Source organism: Enorma shizhengliae (genome assembly GCF_009676995.1).
GTDB classification, from domain to species: domain Bacteria; phylum Actinomycetota; class Coriobacteriia; order Coriobacteriales; family Coriobacteriaceae; genus Enorma; species Enorma massiliensis.
The window spans coordinates 99056-116987 of record NZ_VTFZ01000011.1; the positions used below are offsets into that span (position 1 = coordinate 99056).

Genomic DNA, 17932 nt, shown 5'->3' on the forward strand with positions numbered 1-17932 from the left:
TACGCCTGCGGGGCCCGGTCCGATCACCGGCCCGCGGTGGGTCAAAACAACCCCGTCCCAAAATGACCGGTCAAAATGGCTCACGAACGGTAGTCGGCGTTAATCGAAATGTAGTCGTGCGTGAGGTCGCAGGTCCAGACGGTGCACGAGGCATCGCCCGCGCCAAGATCCGCCGCGATGACGATCTCCGGCGCCTCGAACCGGCGCAGCGCCTCGTCCTCGTCGAACGGCACCGTGAGACCGCCCCGGCACACGGGGATGTCCATGATGTCGATATCGACGTCCTCCTGGTTGAAGACCACGCCGCACTTACCGAGCGCAGCCGCCACGCGGCCCCAGTTGCAGTCGTGGCCGGCCACGGCGGTCTTCACGAGCGGCGAGTTCGCGACCGCGCGGGCAGCGGTATCGGCATCCTGCGGCGTAGCGGCGCCCGAAACCGTAACGGTCACGAGCTTCGTAGACCCCTCGCCATCGGCGGCGATGCCACGGGCGAGCGCCTCGCACACCACATAGATGGCGCGCTCGAGCTCTTGGTAGGCATCGCTACCCTCGTCGATGGGATCGAGCATCGGCGCAGCCTTGCCCGAGGCGAACATGATGCATGTATCGTTCGTCGAGGTGTCGGAATCGACCGTCACCCTGTTGAACGTCTGGTCCACGGCGGAGCGCAGCAAGCCGTGAAGGGTTTCCGGGCGCACGGGAGCATCGGTGGTGATGAGCGCGATCATGGTTGCCATGTTGGGCATGATCATGCCCGAGCCCTTGCAGCAGCCACCCACCGTGAACGTGCTGCCCAAATAGCCCGCAGCCTGGCTCTCGTAGGTGACGGCGTACTCCTTGGGGTGCGTGTCGGTCGTCATGATCGCAAGGGCCGCATCGGAACCGGCCGCACGGGAGAGCGCATCGGCAGCAGCGGGAATACCCTCTTCGAAGGGTTCGATGTCGAGAATCTGGCCGATGACACCCGTAGACGACACGAGCACCTGCTCGGGCTCGCAGCCCAGCACCTGGGAAGCGATGTCACAGGTCTCGTGAGCGGCAGCGATGCCGACTCCTCCCGTCGCTGCGTTGGCGTTGCCTGAGTTCACCACGACGCCGCGAGCCATGCCGTAGCCCACACCGCCCAGATGGGCACGGCTCACCGTGACCGGGGCCGCGCAAAAGCGGTTCTGGGTGAAGGTGCCCGCGACCGGGCACACCTCGTCGGCAACGAGGAGCGCCATGTCGAGGCGCTTCGGGTCTTTGCGGAAGCCCGCATGAACGCCTGCTGCCATGAAGCCCTGCGCGCTCGTCACGCCACCGTTGGGCACGGCGCGAATCCTCGCATCAAACTCATCGATATTCATAGGTCCATCCCTTTTGGTCCAGCTTCTACTTCGTCACAGTGTACCGAGCCGCGGCACCAGGGGCAACGACGGAAACCGCGCCCTTTGCGCCGACGGCGCGCCTGCTACTTGCGCCGGCAGCGCGCCTGCTACACCGGCAGCGCAACCAAAGGAAGGCCTCGTCGCTCGTCGAGCCCGAAGACGATGTTGGCGCACTGGACCGCCTGGCCCGCAGCGCCCTTGCAGAGATTGTCGATCGCGCCGATGGCGATGAGCGCCGACGCCTCGTGGTTCACCGCCAGACCGATCTGGCATGCGTTGCTGCCCGCCACCGACGACGTCTTGGGCACCTGGCCGGCGTCGAGCACGCGAACGAAGGGCCGCCCCTCATAGAAGCTGCGATAGGCGCTCACGGCCTCCTCGGCGGTGAGGCTCGCAGCAGACGGCGCGAGCGGCAAGGTGACGGTGGAGAGCAGGCCGCGCTTGAGCGGTGCCAGATGCGGCGTGAAGACCACGCGGCCGTCCAGGCCGAGAATCTGCTCGATCTCGGGCGTGTGACGGTGGCGGCACACGTTGTAGGCCTCGACGTTCTCGTCGGCGCTGCAGTAGTGCGTGCGCGCGTTCGCCGACTTGCCCGCACCCGTGACACCCGAGATGGCATCGACCACCACAGGGCCGCCTTCCGCAACCCAGCCCATGCGCACCGCGGGTGCGGCGGCAAGCGATGTTGCCGTGGGAAAGCATCCCGCGCACGCCACGAGCGCGGGTGCGCCCGCTGCATGGCGCTCCGCCGCGCGATCGAGGTCTTCGGCAAAGAGCTCAGGAAGGCCGAAGGCACGGTCCTGCAGAAGCTCGGGCGAGGTATGGGAGACGCCGTACCAGCGCTCGTAGGTCCCAGGATCGCTCAGGCGATAATCTGCCGAGAGGTCGATCACCGTCACGCCGGCATCCAAAAGCCCTGGTGCCGCAGCAAGCGCAGCCGTATGGGGAACAGCGAGGAACACCGCATCGCATGTGGTGAGCACGGGGTCGTCGTGCGTGGAGAAGACGAGGTCGCCAGCGCCTTCTACCCCGGCAAACGCAGGGTAGACGCTACCGAGCGCCTGCCCTGCATCGGCATTGGACGTAATCGCCCGAAGCTCGAAATCCGGGTGCCCGAGCAGGATGCGCGCAAGCTCCACGCCCGCATACCCTGCCGCTCCGACGATGCCCACCGTGTACGCCATAACTCCCCCGCAATCAAATCATGCAGAATACTGCATTTGAAAATCTTTCTTATGCAATAGCATGAAAGAGTATCACGATTGAGCGTGCGGAGTTATCCGTTAACCCCCTTGAAACCTTCTGGCAGCGCCGCAAGGAAACATGAGCTGCTGACGCGGATGGAAGTGCGGGGAGGCACTGCGGCCGCGTTACTCCGTGCTGAGCGCCGTCTTGTCAACATCATCCGCGGCCGCGCCATGCCGCACTGGGCACCGTTGCGGCCGCGCCATCCCCGCCGAGCGCTACTCTGCGCCGAGCGCCGCCATGGTGATGTAGTTATACGGCTGGTTGAAGTGCGGCAGGAAGAAGATGTCGAGCAGTTTGAGCTTGTCGATGGTCACGCCTTCCTCGATGGCGAGTGAGAACATGTGAATGGCCATCGAGACGTCGTATTCGGAGGCGAGCTGCGCTCCCACCACGCGGCGGCTACCACGCTCGTAAACGATGCGAATCTTGACCTGCGCGTTCTCGCGCATGAATGCAGGGCGCTGGAGGTCTTCGAAATCGGTATAGAGCACCTCTAGCCCCGCCTTCTCGGCCGCACGGACCGAAAGGCCGGTAGAGCAGAGGTTCAGGCCCATAACGGAGATCGCGTTGGAGCCCTGCACGCCGATGGACTCGAGCGGCGTGCCGCCGATGCTGTGACCGGCAACGATGCCCGAGCGCACGGCATTGGTGGCGAGCGCGATATAGGTGGTCGCGTGCAACGCGTTCGAGTAGACGGTCGCGCAATCGCCGATGGCGTAGACGTCCGGGTCGCTCGTCTGCTGGTGACGGTCGACCAGATAGGCGCCGTTGTCAAAAAGCTCAAGATGGTCGCGACCGAGCGCGTTGTTCGGAATGAAACCGATGGCGTTCACCACGAGGTCAGCAGGATAGCTGCCCTGCTCGGTGGTAATGGAGCGCACATGCCCCGTCTCGTCCCCCACGTAAGCGCAGACGGCCTCGCCAAAATGGCACTCGATTCCACCCTGGGCAAGGCGCTCGTCCATGAGAGCGGCGAACTCGGGATCGTAGTAGCTTGCAAGCGACGCGGGAGCAATGTCGAAGATGCGCACGTTCTTGCCACGGCGCTTGGCCGCCTCGGCGATCTCGACGCCGATATACCCAGCGCCCACCACCGCGACGTCTTCCACAGAATCGTCGGAAATCTGACGATCAACCTCCTGGCCCTCTTGGAAGAGCTTGAGGAAATTGATGCCCGCGAGGTCGTGGCCGGGCAGCTTGGGCGCAATCGGGAGCGAGCCGGTTGCCAGTACGAGCTTGTCGTACTTGATCGTAAAGTCGGCACCCGTGCGCGGGTGGCAGCTCACCAGGTGAGCGTCGAAATCAATGCTCGTGACCTCGGTCTCCATAAAAACTTGGGCGCCCTTGGCCTCAAATGCGTCCTTGTTGGTATAGAAGAGCTTGTCGACGGAATCGATCTGGCGGCCCACCCAAAGCGCGGTACCGCAGCCGAGATAACTCAAGTTGGTGTTACGGTCGATCATCACCACTTCTTGATCGGGATAGGTGTCGAGCAGCGTGTTGGCGGCAGCGATTCCGGCGTGGTTGGCTCCAACGATGACGGTCTTCATCTCATTCCCCTCTCTCGCGCTGGTAAGCGCAGCTTGGACGTGCGAGGCTATTCGGTAGTTCGACCATATCGAAAATATGTTGCTTAAACAATATCAATTCTGTAAACGGCCCATACGCACTCGGTAATAGGGCGTGCGGCGGCGCGCGTGGCAGCACCTCGATCGCCACCGAACGAGAGCCCCATGCGCCCACAAGCCCCATGCGCCCGACAACGGATGGTTGGGCACGCGCCCTTATCGCTCGGCGAACTCCTTGATCTGGCGAAGCATGCGCGTAGCCTCTTGCCTTCCCGCTATGTAGAGCTCGAGAAGCTTCGACGCGTCGCGCTCAACGTGCCCCACCGTTACCGGGTGAGGCGGCGCAACCACGAGAGCCCGACCCTCGCGTTCGTAAGCCCAGATATGCTCGCGCTGCTCGTTGTAGCGCTCATGGCGCGTGGAGAGGGCATCGAGCAGATAGGGGTAGGCGGCATAGCGGGCGCGCGCTGCGGGCATGAGCTCGTACGGAGACTTGCGGTAGCCTCGGTGCTGGGTGAGCACCACGATCGCGCGGTCATACCCCTCCTCCTCGAGCACGTGCTCAATAGGCACGGAATCGGCCACGCCGCCGTCGAGGTAGAGGCTGCCATTTAGCTCAACGGGCTGTGTGACCAGAGGAAGCGAGGTTGAGGCGCGCACCACATCGATGTCGAGCGAGGCGTCTTGCACCTCGGGGTACTCGGCCGTACCGAACATGATGTTTGTGACGGTGGCGAATAGCTTCATGGGGTTTGCGCGATACGCCTCGTTGTCAAACGGGTCGATGCGGTCCTGAACATCGAAGAGCAGGAAGTCGTACCCGATCAAGCTTCCGTTCGCCGCAAGCGCGCGCGACCCAACGTAGCGTTGATCATCACAGAACGCGAGGTTGATACGGTTGACGCGCCCGATTTGACGCGATTTGTAGTTCAGGCCGTTCAGCGCGCCCGCAGACACACCGTAGCAGGCGGGAAGGTCGACGCCCTGCTCGAGCATGACGTCGATCACGCCCGCCGTGAACTGCCCGCGGAAGCTGCCGCCCTCGAGGATGAGCGCGCACGCGCCCGCTCCCGGCTTGGCAGAGCTCGTTCCCGGCTTGGCCGAGGCCGCGGCCGGCTCACCGCATATTGCGCCCGGCTCGGCAGAAGCCGCTCCCCCGCCTTGCCGCAGGCTATCGTGAGACTCTGCCTCGTATACGTCGGCTCCATGTATGTCTTGCTGCATTTCCGCACCCTTTTCTCATCGCATGCACCGCTGTGCTTCAGGCTCTTCTACCCCATTGGCCCAGACATACGCCCGCATCTTGAATCTTTGGAAAAGCCGCTATCCGGCAAGAGGGTTCAGCCAGAGGGCCCGGTGAGGGGAAGACCGGCAAGGTGAATCTACCCCGATAGGTGAATCTACCCCGATTTCATTAACAGGTGCTACGTCACCTCTGCGCGCGGGGCTCGAGACAAACTATCCGAAGGTGTGCCCTGCCGCTATGAATCGGTACCTGACCTATGCCATGGCAGGAACGGTCGGGCTCATCAGCGCATGGCTGCACGATGGCCGCTCGGTGCCGGTGGAAGAGATGAGATCTCTGCTTGGTCGCGTTATTCTGGGGGAGGCGCGGAACGGCTCTCTTCGAATGCAAGTGTCTACCGCACGTAGCCCGACCGTGCGCCCAACTTCGCCCACGTCTCAAGTTTCGCGAGCCTGCGCTGGCACACGTCTCGTACGAACGCTGCGGCGCTGCTGCCGAGGAGCGCCCTCCCGATCTATTTCAGCAACCAATCAACGAGACTGCGCTGCTCAATACCGTTATGGTCCGTCGCACCGATGCGGTCCAGGGTGAGCAGCGTCTTGGGGTAGGCGTCCCCCAGCAGCTCGAGCGGGCGCAGCTCGCGACGCAGCGTCGCCTCGTCCAGTACGGACAGCGCGACCTGATAGTAATGTGGTTTGCCCTCGCGCTCGGCAACGAAGTCGATCTCCAGATCCCCCACACGCCCTACGCGCACCGTGTGGTAGCGCCGCAGCAGCTCTAGATACACGACATTTTCCACGCGATGCCCGAGGTCGCTGCCGTCGCGTCCGAGCAGCAGATGTCTGAAGCCGAGGTCGCCGAGGTAGTACTTGCCCCCCTGCTGCAGCAGGCGCCGACCCTTGGCGTCATAGGGCTCGGCCTTGAAGATGAGGTAGCACTCCACGAGCGCGTTGAGGTACTCGCTGACGGTGGTCGGGGAGACTTTTGAGCCGTTTGCCGTCAGCGTGTCCGCGACCGTTTTGAGCGAGAAGCGATTTCCCACGTTATCGGCGAGAAAGGCGAGAAGCGCGCGCAGGACCGGCATGCTGATGCGGGGGTGCCGCGTCGCCACGTCTTTGACGAGGACGGTGTTGAGCACGCCGTCAAGGTACTCGGACACGTCCTCGGCGGGCAGGAGGGAGGCGTACGGCATGCCCCCCAGCGAGAGGTAGCGGTTGAGCAGCTCGGTATCGTCCGCGTCGTCCGCAAGGGCGGCGCGGGCGCCGCGATACTCCGCGAACGAGAGCGGCAGGAGCCTGAACTCAACATAACGGCCGGTAAGCAGCGTGGCAAGCTCGCTCGAAAGCAGATCGGAGTTCGAGCCGGTGACGTAGACGTCGCAGTCCTCGCGCGCGTACAGCGCGTCGACCGCTCGCTCAAAGCCCTTGACGCGCTGGGGCTCGTCGATAAACACGTAGCAGCTCGGGGAGCTGATGCGGGCGACGGCGTAATCGTAGAGCTCCTGCGGCGTGGTGGGGGCGGCAAAGCCCAGGCGCTCAAGATCAATCGAGACGATTGACCTCTCGTTCACGCCGGATTCGACAAGGGCTCGCTGGGCCAGCCTAAGCGCGGTCGACTTACCGCAACGCCTCAGACCGGTCACCACCTTGATGACGTCACGGTCCTTCCAGTGGAGAAGCCATTCGGTTGCCTGGGGGCGCGGAACGATGACTTGCTGGTTTATCATGGGCGAGTCCAATCTGTCCAACCAAATGGATAAGCTAAGGAAATAGCTTAATTTTATCCATTTATCTAGACGGATATCGGTGAATTGGTAAATCTATCCAACAAACTGGATGTATTGAGGCATGGAATCAGCTTTGCGGTGCATCACACATCACCTGTGTGTCGCTCTGACATACTTTCAGAGGAGTAGCGCGGAGCTCGCTGAGCTGGCCGAAGTGCCGATAAGGGCCATGCGGCCCTGCCGCGAGCGGGGCGGCACCTGCGCCGAGATCGGCGGGGAGCTGGGCGTCGACCCTGGCAGCATATCCAACTGGATCGGGAGGGCCGGCTCCGCGGGCGCAGGCGTCCGGAGAGGCACAGCCCAAAAAGCCAAGACGGATATGACCGGCTGACCGGAGCGAAGCCTTTACATCGCAAACTCGACTCGATATGGCGCGCGAAATAAAAAAGCAGGTAGATAACACTATCTACCTGCTACAGCAGTTGGTGGAGGCGCGGAGAATCGAACTCCGGTCCACGAAAGCCCCCTGATCGGCATCTCCAGGCTCAGTCACTGGTTTAATCTCGGATGCGTTGCGCGCAGTGACACGCTCGCGGCATCCCAACCGGTTCAGTCTTAGCCCGCACCATACCGATTACGTGCGCGGGAGCATTCCCCTAACATGACACCGCGCCCGGGGCGGGGAATTCCCGGGTTTGGCGTGCCGCTAATTAATTAAGCAGCAAGAGCCAGCTGGGGCTCGTAAGAAGAATTCTTGTCAATTCATTTTGACAGTACCCCTGTTTAGCGTGGCGAGGAGACCACGGCCTGCTTCCTCTCTCAGAGCTATCGTGTCGAAACCAGTCGCCCCCGAAGGACGGTCTGGGCAAGCCGCATCGCAGAGGCGCACCGCGCCGGCATGCGAGCAGCCGCACTCGACCTGTCAAAGAACGCGCCGGGCGCAGCTCGCAAAGCACGCGTTGTCCGGGTGAGTACTGTAGTGTACCACGCATGGACCCCGCATATACCCCTGCCACGGCAAATTCAATGCTATGGGCAGCACGCATGCCGACCCCCGTCGCTGCGTCACATGCGTTCGCGGCGGGCACCGCGCTCCGTGCGCAGCAAGGCATCGACCAAGCGGTTATCGTCATCGTCGGGCGAACCGAGTGGCAAGCCGCACGCCTCAAAGAAGTGGCTGCCAGCAAATTGCCGTGCGCGGAACGAGTCGTGCTCGCCGTCATCGAGATACCGCACACGGCTTCGGCAATCCGTCGTGCCGCAGAATAACGGCCCATGGCTCCGAACGTAATCGATATAGAGCGGCTCATCGGACCAAAGCAGCACGCCTGCCATGTTCTCGAGCTCATACGCCGTCGCGTACTCACGCCAACGCGCCTCGCGATAGCGAACATAACGGTCGAGCACCGAAGCCATCCGCGTCACGCGCGCAAGCGTACTCGCCGCCGACATCACATCCATCTTGTTCGTAGCCGCAAGCCCGCATGCCGTACCCAGCTCCGCGAGCGCGCCCTCGCGCTCCTTCCCCTCAAGAAGCACCGCCGGCACCGTGAGCTTCATCGACTCGTCCGGGAAAAGCTCAATCGCCGAATGCGGCATCATGTCCGCAAACGCCACCGACGCACGAAAGATGAGCGAATCGTGCGCATGCTGGATATGGCAGCTGAACCCCTGCGCCCCGAAAGCTCGGCGCATGGCATCGGCGCGGGCGTTGATTACCTCGCGCGACGAGGTCTCCCGCGTGGAACCCGTTCGGAAGAGGTACAGATCGAACAACGGCACCGCAGACGAGAAGTAGACCGTTCGGCGGCAGAAATCGGTAATCTGCGCCGCACGACGCGTCGCCTTGTCGTAGAGCTCCACAAGCGCAGAACCAGCAGCGGGCCCGGACGTCGAGCCCTCGCGAATCTCCACCACGCCATCGGCCACATAGGGCGGAAAACGCCCTTCATCTACACGCACCACAACAACCCCCTGGTCGGGGGCATCGGGATCGCTGATGAAGCGCACATCGAAGGGAGGCGCGGGAGAAACGTGCTTGCGGCACAGCTCCCCGATAAGCTGGCTGTAGTCCGCCGAAAGGCGCGGCACGGGACACACGGCATGATCGTCATCCGCGATGCCGATGACCAGCCACCCTCCCCGTGAATTAGCAAACGACGCGATGATCTTAGGAATCTTGCGCTTCACGCCCACCGTGAGCGACTGCTTGAACTCAAGCACATAGCCTTCGTCCATATCGGCGAGCTGAGCAAGGTCGGCAAACGTCACGTTGGCCAAATCCTTGGGATTGCCTTGGTCGTCGGTAAACGGGCTGAACGTCATGCACACCGCCTCCTGCGCAGTCGGTCTTTCGACCGTTATACCCATGAAACGCATGGGTGCCCCGCCACGATGGATGGTGAAGCTCATGTCGTTGACCGGGCGAACGAATGATGCTGGGCGTCGAGGAATCCGTCTTTCACAAACAAAGTGCGACTCATGAAGCAAAACGTGTACATGAGCGTCAAAAAATGCCCTATTTCGAGCTTTTCGTGACGCTCGTGTACACGTTTTTCATAGCAAAAAGCGGGCGGGACATCGTCCCACCCGCTTGAAAGCCGAGAACGCTTTGCCTGCAGGGCAGCCGGCGAGTTGCTCTTCCCCTGCCGGGCAGCCGGCGAGCCGCACTTCGCTTGCAGAGCCGCAAACGGGCCGCTTTTGCCTACTGGCCGTCGAAAACCCTACGACAGTGCCTGGCGCAAGAGCTCGTTGAAGAGCTTGGGATTGCCCTGCCCCTTGCTCGCCCGCATGCATTGCCCAACAAGGAAGCCGAGCACCTTTTGATTGCCGTCGCGATACTGCTGGGCCTGGTCGGGGCAGTTGGCAAGCACCTCGTCAACGTACGCCTGAAGCGCCCCAGCGTCGCTCACCTGGCGCATGCCGCGCTCGTCCACAATCTTTTCGGGGTCGTCGCCCGTCTGGGCCATGGCCTCGAAGACCTCGTGTCCCTGGTTCGAGCTGATGGCATCCGAGGCAAGCAGCTTGGCGAGCGATGCCACCTGCGCGGGTTCGAGCCCCGATTCCGCAAGCGTGCAACCTGCGGCCCGAAGATGGGCAGGCAGCTCGTTCACGATGAGGTTCGCGACCGTCTGGGCCTCCTTGCCCGCCGCGACCGCGCCCGCTGCCGCCTCGAAGAACGCGGCGGTCTCGGGGTCGCCGGCAATCTGCTCGGCGTCCGCGCGCTTGATCCCGAAGTCGCGCTCGTAGCGATCGCGCTTGGCGTCCGGCAACTCGGGAATCTCCGCACGGCAATGCTCGATGAAGGCATCCGAAAGATCGAAGGGCGCAAGGTCGGGGTCCGGGAAGAGCCGGTAGTCGTCCGCCGTCTCCTTGGTGCGCATGACCACCGTGCGCTTGCGGCTGGGCTCCCAGTGGCGCGTCTCTTGGTAGATCTCGCCGCCTTCCTCGAGCACCTCCGCCTGGCGGCAGATCTCGTAGGCAAGGCCATCATGCAGCGCCTTGAAGGAGTTGAGGTTCTTGAGCTCGGTCTTCGTGCCCAGTTTGGAGCTGCCGCGGCGGCGCAGGCTCACATTGCCATCGCAGCGCATGGAGCCCTTCTCCATCGAACAGTCCGAGATGCCGAGCGTGAGAAAGATGCGGCGGAGCTTCTCCATGAAGAGGCGCGCCTCCTCCGGCGTGCGCAGGTCGGGCTCGGTGACGAGTTCGATGAGCGGCGTACCGCAGCGGTTGTAGTCGATAAGGCTCTCGGCCGCCCCACCGATGCGGCCCTCTTCACCGCCCACGTGCACCATCTTGGCGGCATCTTCCTCCATGTGGATGCGCAGGATTCGGATGGGGACGGTATAGGATCCGTCCTCGTGGCGCACCGGGACAGCAAGGTTCGCGGTGTCGTACCCGCTCATGCCCGCCAGCGCCGATGTGGCCCCTTCTGCGGCCTCTTCTAGGACGGGTTCTTTTTGGCCCATCGTCGACGCGGTGCCGGCGTGGGCCGGCTTAACAGACGAACCCGCGCCCGATGCCATGCCTTCGGGAAGGTCGCGAGACATCGCGGTCGAGAGGCCCACGGCGTTGGCGCTCGCGCTGGCAAGGCTCTCGGCCTCCGCATCTCCGAACGCGCACTCCGGGCGCTCGGCGGCGCCGCGGCCGGTAACCTCCAGATCGAGCCTGCCATGCATGGCGAAGGCCACCGGACCCTGCGTGGTCTGGAAGTTCTTCGCCATATCCGGATAGAAGTAGTGCTTGCGGTAGAACATCGAATGCTTCTGGATCTCGCAGTTGGTGGCGAGGCCCGCCTTCACGATGTACTCGATCGCGCGCTCGTTGGGCACGGGGAGCGCCCCGGGCAGGCCCAGGCAGACCGGGCACACATTGGTGTTCGGCTCGTCGTCGTGGCCAATCTTGCAGCCGCAGAACATCTTGGTGTCGAGCGTCGTGAGCTCGGTATGAATCTCTAGACCGATTACGGCCTCCCAGTCCTTCAGAACCTCGCTGAGCTCCTTCATGCGAGCTCACCTCCCTTCCCAACGAATGCGGGCGCACAGGGCGCCCCGAGCCGGCCACCGCGCTCCGCGTCGGCAACCCCCGCACCCCATGCGCCCGGCGTGGCAGCCACCGCACGTTCGAGCGCGGAGCCGAACGCGATGAGTCGCTCGTCTTTGAATGCCGGTGCCACAAGCTGCGCGGCAACCGGCAGGCCAGATTCCTCGCCCACACCCAAAGGAACGGTCATGCCGCCGTTGCCCGCGATGTTGATCGAGATGGTGTACATATCGGAGAGGTACATCTGCGTGGGGTCGCTGATCTCGCCATGCTTGAACGCGGTGCGCGGCGCCGCGGGCATAAGGATGACGTCGACTTGCTCGTACGCGCGGGCGTAGTCCTCGGTGATGAGCGTGCGCGCCTTCTGGGCAGCGTAATAGTACTTGTCGTAGATGCCGCTGGAGAGCAGGTACGCTCCGAGCATCTGGCGGCGCTTGGCCTCCGCGCCGAAGCCGTGCGCGCGGGAAAGGGAGCTCTGCGCCGCAAGCGTGGTGCAGCCCGGCTCCTGGTAGCCGTAGCGCACGCCGTCGAAGCGGGCGAGATTGCTGAATGCCTCGGCCGGACCGATCACGTAATATGCGGCGATGGCAGCGTCGAGGTGCGGGAGGTCTACGTCCACGAGCTCAGCACCCGCGGCCTCGAGGGCACGAGCTGCCCCCTCGACGGCATGACGCACCTCCGCTGTGAGGCCCTCGGCCTCCATGAACGCGGGGATGATGCCCACGCGCTTGCCAGCGATGCTCGCCCCCACGTGCTCGGCAAAAACTGCCGGAACCTCTTGCGCGGTGGAATCGAACGGATCGGAGCCGCCCGCCACGAGCGCATCCATGGCAAGCGCCACGTCCTCGACCGTGCGCCCGAAGGGCCCCACCTGGTCGAGCGAGCTGCCAAAGGCGACAACGCCATAACGGCTCACGGCGCCGTACGTGGGCTTCATGCCCACCACGCCGCAGAACGCCGCCGGCTGGCGGATGGAGCCGCCCGTATCGGAGCCGAGCGCGATGGGCGTCATGCCCGCGGCAACGGAAGCCGCCGAGCCGCCCGACGAACCGCCCGGCACGCACGCGGTATTCCACGGATTGTTCGTGGGATGGAAGGCCGAGGTATCGGTCGAGGAGCCGAATGCGAACTCGTCCATATTCGCCTTACCCACGGGCACGCAGCCCGCGTCGAGCATGCGCTGGACACAGGTGGCGGTGTAGGGGCTCTCGTAGGTCTCGAGCATACGGGAGGCGCAGGTCGTGCGCGTGCCCGCGAGGTTCATGTTGTCCTTGATGGCGAACGGCACGCCCGCAAGCGGCGGCAAGGGCTCGCCCGCCGCGCGCGCGGCATCCACGCGTTTCGCGGCAGCCAGAGCGAGCTCGGGCGTGACCTGCAGGAACGCTTGAACCTGCGGGTCGCGAGCATCAACGGCGGCAAGCGCAGCCTGCGCGACCTCGACGGCGGAGTACTCGCCGGCGGCAATGCCCGCCGCGATCTGCGCAGCAGAGAGGGTGTCGATGGCAGCCATTACTCCTCCTCCCCCAAAATCGAAGGCACGCGGAAGCTGCGGTCGCGCGCGCTGCCGGCATTGCCCAAGGCGGCCTCGATGCCAAGCGCGCGCCCGGTATCCGGGATGTCGTCGCGCATGACGTTCGAAAGGCTCCCGATGGGATGGAACGTGGGATCGATATCGGGCAGGTTATAGGCGAGCACGGGCTCGAGCATCGCGACGGCGTCGTTCAGGTAGGCGCACATCTCGGTAAGCTCGTCGCCCTCGAGCGCGATGCGCGCGTAATCTGCGATACCGCGCACGTCGTCTTCGCTGAGTGCCATGAGCGCTCCTTCCGGTTGCATGAATGCGCTCTATTATACGTTGCCTCGGCGCGGCGGCCACCGGAGGCGCGCGTCGTCCCAAGTGGAAACACAGGGCGCGCCGGGCGAAGCCCTCGCAACCATGCCCGCGCTTCCATCAGCGGCTCGTGCCTCGAGCTCTTCCGAATATAAGTAAACGAGATTTGCGTTTAGTGTCCGTCATGCAGCCCCACGCCCGCCTGATGGGAGGCTCCTATGAACACCATACAACTGAGCTGCTTTGTCGAGGTGGCCGCGCAGCTCTCGTTTTCCAAGGCTGCCGAGGCGCTCCACGTGTCGCAGCCCACGGTGAGCCACCAGATCAAGGCGCTCGAAGACGAACTGGGTTGCGCGCTGCTCGTGCGAAGCACGCGCACCGTCCGCCTCACGGACGACGGCTTCGCCTTTCTTGAATACGCAAACGACATCCTCGACCTTGCCGCGCGCGCCGAACGTCGCTTGAAGCACAAGCAGCGCCCGAGCTCATTGCAGCTTCGCATCGGCGTGCATGACGGCCTTGAGGCGCAACTTTTTTTCGCTTCTGCCCTCAAGCGCATGAATGCCGAGGTCGAGGGGTTCGATCCGGTGATTCGCATGGCGCCCATGAGCGCGCTGCGCTCGATGCTCGAGAACGACCTCGTCGACGTGCTGCTCGAGAGCCGCGATTCCGCGGGCGAGCCCGATGCGGCATCGGTCTTCCGACGGCTCATGGAGTGCCCCGTCGTCTGCGTCTGCGCAGCCGAGAGCCCGCTCGCCGCGTACGAGACGCTTGAACTTGATGACCTTGCCCAAGGCGAACGCATGGCCGTCGGCGACCCGCACCACTGCGCCGCCGCCATCGTCGACCTGCAGCGCAAGGCGAGCGCGCACCTGCCAGCCGAGGCCATCATGATGGGCTACAACATCGAAATCGCCCTCGCGCTCGCAAACGCGGGCGCCGCCTTCACCGTGCAAGCAGATATACCAGCCATGCAGGTTCCGCCGCTGCGCTATGTACCCATCGAAGGCCTTCCCACTGTCTCGCTCGGCGTGCGCGCAAGGCGAGGATGCCGACCCGCGACCCTCGACCGCTTCATCGAAATCCTGGCCGAGGAGCTGCAGCGAACGCCCCCGCTTAGGCCCATGTAGAAAGGGGAACTTCGGGAACGCCCTGCCGGATTGTTCTCGCGAAAGGCGCACAGCGCATACGGGCCACGTATCCTTAGCAGCGGCCGCAGCATACTCTCTACTGCGAACTGATTACTGCGCACCGATTGCTCAACGAGCCCAGCAACCATATGTCACCATTCGGTTTCCCGTCCAACCGCACGGCGCGCGTGGCGTAAACTCAGCGTTGACTGAACACGCAGCGGGCCCCGCATCCCGCTCGCCGCCGAGGAGGCCCTATGAACACCCAACGTATCGATCGCGTGCGCGCTAACTTGCAGGCACGCGACCTCGACCAGCTGCTTATCGTCGACCCGCTCTCTATCTGGTGGCTCACGGACTACTACACCGAACCGTACGAACGCCTGCTGGCACTCTACCTGCCCCGCACCGGCGTACCGACGCTCTTCGTAAACCGGCTCTTCCCCGATGCCTCAAACACGGGGGCGCGCATCGCCTCGTATTCCGATACGGACGACCCGATCCCCATGCTCTCGGCAGCCATCGACCCTACGCGCCCGCTGGGCGTCGACAAGGAACTCTCCGCCCGCTGGCTCGTCCCGCTCATGCAAACGGGGGCCGCACGCGCCTTCGTGCTCGCCTCGGATGCCGTCGACGACGCCCGCGCGATTAAGGACGCCCGCGAGCAGGAGCTCATGCGCGCCGCCTCTGCGGTAAACGACGAGGCCATGGCATGGCTCGTTGAGCAGGTTCGTCCCGGCGTTACCGAGCTTGCCATCGCCGAGGGCCTCCTTGGCACGTACCGGCGCCTGGGAGCCGAGGACCATTCGTTCTCGCCCATCGTGAGCTTTGGTCCGAACGCCGCCGACCCGCACCACGAACCCGACGAAACGGCGCTCACCGCGGGCGACATGGTGCTCTTCGACGTGGGCTGCAAGCGCGATTGGTACTGCTCGGACATGACGCGCACGTTCTTCACGGCCGAGCCCACCGAACACCAGCGGGCCGTGTACGAGACGGTGCTTCGCGCCAACGAGGCAGCCGAGGCCATCGTGCGACCCGGCGTCACCTTCGCCGAGATCGATCTTGCCGCGCGGCGCATCATCGAAGACGCCGGTTGGGGCCCGCAGTTCAACCATCGCCTGGGCCACCAGATCGGTCTTCAAGATCATGAGCCCGGCGACGTCTCGGCCACGCACGACGAGCCGGTGCAGCCGGGCATGTGCTTCTCCATCGAGCCGGGCATCTATCTGCCCGGAGACCTGGGAGTTCGCATCGAGGACCTCGTCATCGTGACCGAGGACGGCTGCGAGGTGCTCAACCGCTACCCCAAGGGTGCGCAGATCATCGGCTAGCAGAGAAAGCCACAGAGCGTACGGCAAAAGAGGGCCCGCCCCGGACCATGTCCGAGGCGGGCCCCCGCGCATGCAATGTTGCAGCGTTTACGTTAGAAGTCGACGTCCACGTCGTTGTAGACGCACTCGAGAAGCTTCTCCATCTCCTCGGGCGTTGGCTGGCGCGGGTTGGAACCGGTGCAGGCGTCGCCGATGGCGTCGACGGCGATGCGGCTCTTCTTCTCCTCGAACTCGGCATAGTCGATGATGGACTCGTCGGCCTTCACGCCGCCCTTGCCGTAGTTCTTGATGCCCTGCGGGATGTCGATCTTGTCGTTAAGATCGCGGATCATCTGCACGAGCGCGGCCACGAGCTCGTCCTCGGTGTTGCCCTCGAGGTGGAAGACCTCCTTGGCGATGTAGGCGTAGCGGCTCTTAGCACGGGCATCCTTGCTGTTGAACTGGATGACCTTGCCGAGGTACATGGCGTTGGCGCAACCATGGATGATGTGGTCGCCGGTGAAGGCGGCACCGGTCTTGTGCGCCATGGAGTGCACGATGCCGAGCAGGCCCGAGGAGAAGGCGATGCCGGCGATGCACTGGGCGTCGTGCATGTGCTGGCGGGCTTCCTTATCGCCCTGATAGCTCTTGGGCAGCCACTCGACGATCTCGCGCATGGCATACAGGGCGTTGGCGTCGGTGTAGGCGGAACCGGCGGTAGAGACGTAGGCCTCGATTGAGTGGGTGAGGGCGTCCATACCGGTGTGCGCGCAAAGCTTGGCGGGCATGGTGTAGGTGAGCTCGGGGTCCACGATGGCCACGTCGGGCGTGATCTCAAAGTCGGCGATCGGGAACTTGATGCCCTTGGAGTAGTCGGTGATGATCGAGAAGGCCGTGACCTCGGTAGCGGTACCGGAGGTAGAGGAGATGGCGCAGAAGTGGGCCTTGGTGCGGAGCTTCGGGAGGCCGAAGACCTTGCACATATCCTCAAAGGTGGTCTCGGGGTACTCGTACTTGATCCACATGGCCTTCGCGGCGTCGATGGGCGAGCCGCCGCCGAGGGCGATGATCCAGTCGGGCTGGAACTCGGACATCACGGCAGCGCCGTTCATCACGGTCTCGACGGACGGGTCGGACTCGACGCCCTCGATGAGCTTGACCTCGAAGCCGGCCTCCTTGAGGTCCGCCTCGACATCCTGCAGGAAGCCGCCGCGGCGCATGGAGCCGCCACCCGTGACGATGACGGCGCGCTCACCCTTGAGGTTCTTGACCTCGTGGCGGGCGCCCTCACCAAAGTACAGGTCGCGCGGGTTGGTAAAACGTCCCATATGTGCCTCCAAACACAAGCCTCTCTCGGCTTGATTACTCACGAGACCGCTCATTCGGCCCCGTTAGGACCACCATAAGACCGGGCGCAATCTCCCCGGAAACCTGCGGCTCGCACAGCTCGGAACCGCCCCGGGCTTCTCGCTCATCCCTGTCACCAACGGACATTTTACCGCGCGGAAACATTTTGTATTCAGTCGATTGCATAAAAGAGGGGGTCTTTAGCCTCGCGGGAAATGCGAGAGGGCGAAATTGGTCATACGCGGAGCACAGTGCTGGATGCGTGCGTGACACAGCACGCGCGAAACACGCTCTCGGATGGGGTTGGGGCGCCATCCGCATTGCCGGGCGGGATTCGGACGCTCGGATCGTCGCCGGGCGAAATCTGGACGCCGCGTGCATTCTCGGGCGAGATGCGGACGCTCGCACCGTTATCGGGCGGAATCTGGACGCCGCCCGCATTGTCGGGCGGGATTCGGACGCTCGGAGGGCGCTGAGCGTCCAGAAGGGGACCGCGGACGATTTCTTGTACGTCCTACACCGCGTAGCCGAGCAGGCGGCGGTTCTCGTCCGGCGTCCTCCAGCCGAGCGACTCCGAGGCGCGCCCCGAGCGGAACCAGAGGAGCCACCGGTGC

At 63.8% G+C, this 17932-nt stretch carries 12 protein-coding genes and 1 other RNA gene; 2 read left to right on the plus strand and 11 right to left on the minus strand.

Going from position 1 to position 17932, the window contains the following annotated elements; genetic code table 11:
* Positions 1–80: 80 nt before the first annotated feature.
* The 10 genes from argJ to GJE22_RS08600 all read right to left on the minus strand — a co-directional run bounded on the left by argJ (position 81) and on the right by GJE22_RS08600 (position 13512).
* Positions 81–1346 carry a bifunctional glutamate N-acetyltransferase/amino-acid acetyltransferase ArgJ gene (gene argJ / locus GJE22_RS08555; protein WP_144688780.1) on the minus strand — a complete coding sequence of 422 codons (1266 nt, stop codon included), beginning with the start codon at positions 1344–1346 and terminating at the stop codon, positions 81–83.
* Positions 1347–1474: 128 nt separating this feature from the next.
* Positions 1475–2551: an N-acetyl-gamma-glutamyl-phosphate reductase gene (gene argC / locus GJE22_RS08560; RefSeq protein WP_144688781.1), complete on the minus strand. Its 1077-nt coding sequence runs from the start codon at positions 2549–2551 to the stop codon at positions 1475–1477.
* Between the two features lie 279 nt (positions 2552–2830).
* Positions 2831–4165, minus strand: a complete 1335-nt coding sequence (nox, locus tag GJE22_RS08565; RefSeq protein ID WP_144688782.1) for a H2O-forming NADH oxidase — start codon at positions 4163–4165, stop codon at positions 2831–2833.
* A 234-nt stretch (positions 4166–4399) separates the two neighbouring features.
* Complete coding sequence (locus tag GJE22_RS08570; RefSeq protein ID WP_144688783.1) at positions 4400–5407, minus strand: patatin-like phospholipase family protein; 1008 nt, start codon at positions 5405–5407, stop codon at positions 4400–4402.
* Between the two features lie 536 nt (positions 5408–5943).
* Positions 5944–7155, minus strand: coding sequence for an ATP-binding protein (locus GJE22_RS08575; protein WP_144688784.1), 1212 nt, complete (start codon positions 7153–7155; stop codon positions 5944–5946).
* Positions 7156–7638: 483 nt separating this feature from the next.
* Positions 7639–8006: a transfer-messenger RNA gene (gene ssrA / locus GJE22_RS08580) on the minus strand.
* Positions 8007–8220: 214 nt separating this feature from the next.
* Complete coding sequence (locus GJE22_RS08585; protein WP_186297450.1) at positions 8221–9480, minus strand: AlbA family DNA-binding domain-containing protein; 1260 nt, start codon at positions 9478–9480, stop codon at positions 8221–8223.
* A 398-nt stretch (positions 9481–9878) separates the two neighbouring features.
* Positions 9879–11660 (minus strand): Asp-tRNA(Asn)/Glu-tRNA(Gln) amidotransferase subunit GatB, encoded by a 1782-nt coding sequence (gatB, locus tag GJE22_RS08590; RefSeq protein WP_087185878.1) that lies wholly within the window; start codon positions 11658–11660, stop codon positions 9879–9881.
* Positions 11657–13207 (minus strand): Asp-tRNA(Asn)/Glu-tRNA(Gln) amidotransferase subunit GatA, encoded by a 1551-nt coding sequence (gene gatA / locus GJE22_RS08595; protein WP_144688786.1) that lies wholly within the window; start codon positions 13205–13207, stop codon positions 11657–11659. Before gatA ends, gatB begins: the two co-directional genes overlap by 4 nt.
* The gene (locus GJE22_RS08600) at positions 13207–13512 is read right to left on the minus strand and encodes an Asp-tRNA(Asn)/Glu-tRNA(Gln) amidotransferase subunit GatC (protein WP_019128931.1); all 306 of its coding nucleotides are present in this window, start codon (positions 13510–13512) and stop codon (positions 13207–13209) included. The genes gatA and GJE22_RS08600 overlap by 1 nt, the downstream gene beginning before the upstream one ends.
* A gap of 234 nt (positions 13513–13746) precedes the next feature.
* On the opposite strand from GJE22_RS08600, the gene GJE22_RS08605 reads away from it, so the two are divergent.
* Together GJE22_RS08605 and GJE22_RS08610 are read left to right on the plus strand one after the other, a co-directional pair.
* Positions 13747–14658, plus strand: a complete 912-nt coding sequence (locus GJE22_RS08605; protein ID WP_144688787.1) for a LysR family transcriptional regulator — start codon at positions 13747–13749, stop codon at positions 14656–14658.
* 257 nt (positions 14659–14915) lie between these two features.
* Positions 14916–15992 carry a M24 family metallopeptidase gene (locus tag GJE22_RS08610; protein WP_144688788.1) on the plus strand — a complete coding sequence of 359 codons (1077 nt, stop codon included), beginning with the start codon at positions 14916–14918 and terminating at the stop codon, positions 15990–15992.
* 92 nt (positions 15993–16084) lie between these two features.
* Here the strand turns inward: GJE22_RS08610 and GJE22_RS08615 are convergent, their stop codons facing one another.
* Positions 16085–17299, minus strand: a complete 1215-nt coding sequence (locus GJE22_RS08615; protein WP_144688789.1) for an iron-containing alcohol dehydrogenase — start codon at positions 17297–17299, stop codon at positions 16085–16087.
* Between the last annotated feature and the right edge of the window lie 633 nt (positions 17300–17932).